3 protein-coding genes and 1 pseudogene are annotated in these 2,348 nt (G+C 74.0%); 3 read left to right on the top strand and 1 reads right to left on the bottom strand.

Annotated elements, in window-relative coordinates:
* From L2I40_RS22010 to L2I40_RS22020, 3 genes and pseudogenes are all read left to right on the top strand, one after another.
* Window positions 1-695: pseudogene (locus tag L2I40_RS22010) on the top strand (DNA mismatch repair endonuclease MutL); the annotation flags it as partial.
* Window positions 696-733: 38 nt separating this feature from the next.
* A complete protein-coding gene (locus L2I40_RS22015) occupies window positions 734-1,165 on the top strand; it encodes a BLUF domain-containing protein (RefSeq protein ID WP_237217417.1) in 432 nt (143 codons plus the stop codon).
* 31 nt (window positions 1,166-1,196) lie between these two features.
* Window positions 1,197-1,859 (top strand): MBL fold metallo-hydrolase, encoded by a 663-nt coding sequence (locus L2I40_RS22020; protein ID WP_237217419.1) that lies wholly within the window; start codon window positions 1,197-1,199, stop codon window positions 1,857-1,859.
* Here the strand turns inward: L2I40_RS22020 and L2I40_RS22025 are convergent.
* Window positions 1,860-2,348: SIMPL domain-containing protein (locus L2I40_RS22025; RefSeq protein ID WP_237217421.1), on the bottom strand; the 489-nt coding region annotated here is incomplete at its 5' end.

Genomic DNA, 2,348 nt, shown 5'->3' on the forward strand with positions numbered 1-2,348 from the left:
TCTTCCGTCCGCAGCCCACGCCCTTCCGCCCGCCGGCGCCGCGGCTGCCGCTCGGCTTCGCGCCGGCGCCCATCGCGGCGCCGCAGCCCGAGCCACCGCCACCGGCCGACGAAGGCCCGCTCGGCCGTCCCTTCGCGCAGCTCCTCTCGACCTATGTGCTGGCCGAGGCGCCGGACGGCGCGCTGGTGCTGGTGGACCAGCACGCCGCGCATGAGCGGCTGACGCATGAGGCGCTGAAGGCGCAGTTGGATGGGGGCGGCGTGCGCGCGCAGCCGCTGTTGCTGCCGGCCGTCGTCGAGATGCCGCAAGGCGCCGTCGCGCGGCTGCTCGATGCGGCGGATGCGTTGGCGCGGCTCGGCCTCGAGATCGAGGGCTTCGGGCCCGGCGCGGTGCTGGTGCGCGCGCTGCCCGCGCTGCTCGGCAATCCCGATCCCGCGCCGCTGCTCGCCGACCTCGCCGAGGAACTGGCCGAGAGCGGCGAGGCGCTGGCGCTGGCCGACCGGCTGGATGCGGCCGTGGCGCGGCTCGCCTGCCACGGCTCGATCCGCGCCGGGCGGCGGCTGACGTCGGCGGAGATGGCGGCGTTGCTGCGCCAGATGGAGGCGACGCCGCGCGCCGCGACCTGCAGCCATGGCCGCCCGACCTTCATCCGGTTGGGCAAGGTGGAGCTGGAAAAGCTGTTCCTCCGCCGCTGATCGGGTGTAAGCAGCCGGCCTCCCTCGGAGACACGCCAATGCGCGTGGTGCAGCTGATCTACGCCTCCCGTCCCTTCGGCTTTCACGACGGCGCGCTGGAGGACATCCTGGCGGTGGCGCGATACCGCAATGGCCGTGACGACATCACCGGCACGCTGATCTGTCGTCACGACCTCTTCATGCAGCTGCTGGAGGGGCCGCGCGCGAAGGTGACCGCGACCTTCGCCCGCATCCTGCGCGACGACCGACATGTCGAGGTCGCGCTGCTCTGGTGCGGCGACGCGGCGGCGCGGCTGTTTCCGGACTGGAGCATGCGCCACGACCCGGTGCGGTCCTGGATGTGGAGCCGCGCGGCGCTGGCCGAAGGCGCAGTCGCCGGCGCCACGGCGGAGGAATGCCGGCAGGTCTTCGTGCGCCTCTCCCGCGAGCCGGTCGCCTCAGGGCGCGTCTCCGAAGCCGGTCGGCATTGACGCGCCGTCACTGACGCGCCACTCCGGCGGCATGGCGAGAATCCAGGCCGCCCAGGTCGCCGTCACCCCCTTCCAGCAGAATTGCGCCCTGATCTGGGACGCGGAGACGTCGAGGGGCGTCGTGATCGACCCCGGCGGCGACGTGCCGCGGATCCTCGCCGCGCTGGACCGCGCCCGATTCACCGTGGAGCGCATCCTGCTCACCCATGGCCACCTCGACCACGCCGGGGGTGCCGCGGAGCTGAAGCGGGCGCTGGAAGCCCGACAGGGTGCCGCCGTGCCGATCGAGGGGCCCGACCGACGCGACGAATTCCTGCTCAAGGGCATCGCGGCGCAGGCGGCGGAATACGGGCTCGACGGCATGGCCGACGCCACGCCCGACCGCTGGCTGGCCGAGGGCGAAACGGTGTCGATCGCCGGCCAGGATTTCGAGGTGCTGCATTGCCCGGGACACACACCGGGGCATCTCGTCTTCGCCTCGCGCGATCTCGGCTTCGCCGTGGTGGGCGACGTGCTGTTCCGCGGCTCGATCGGGCGGACCGACTTTCCCTATGGCGACCACGACGCGCTGATCGCCGCGATCGAGGGCAAGCTGCTGCCGCTCGGCGACGAGATGCGCTTCCTCTGCGGCCACGGGCCGGGCTCGACCTTCGGCGAGGAGCGAAGGTCGAACCCGTTCCTGCGCGGCGTCTGATCAGCGCGGGCGCAGGATCGCCACCGCCTGCACCGTAGCCATCACCGGGATGTCCTCCGCCATCGCGACCGGCGGCGGCGCGGCGGCGGGGCCGCGCGCGGAGGCAGCCATCGGTGCGGCGAAGGGACGCGGGCCGCGCTCCGGCACGTCGATCCGCACCTCCTTCAGCCCGACCAGCTGCAGTCCGAGCTGCTCGGCGACCGCCTGCGCCCGCCGGCGCAGCGCATCGAGCGCCAGGCGCGACGCCTCCTCCCGCGCGGTGCGCTGCGTCTCCCGCGTCAGCTGCCAGTGCAGCGCGGAGGTGGCGAGGCCCTGCGCCTGCAGCGCGCCGACGAGTTCGAGCAGCGCGGCGCCGTCGCCGCCGCGCAGCGTGACCTGCTGCGCCGATTGCCAGGCGCGGTTGTCGTCCACGCGGCCTGTCCAGTAGCCGCCGGTGGAGACGCGCACGCCTGGCACCGCCTGGGCGCGGGCGACGGCGGCCGTGACGGC

Source organism: Falsiroseomonas oryziterrae, from assembly GCF_021864505.1.
Classification (GTDB): domain Bacteria; phylum Pseudomonadota; class Alphaproteobacteria; order Acetobacterales; family Acetobacteraceae; genus Falsiroseomonas; species Falsiroseomonas oryziterrae.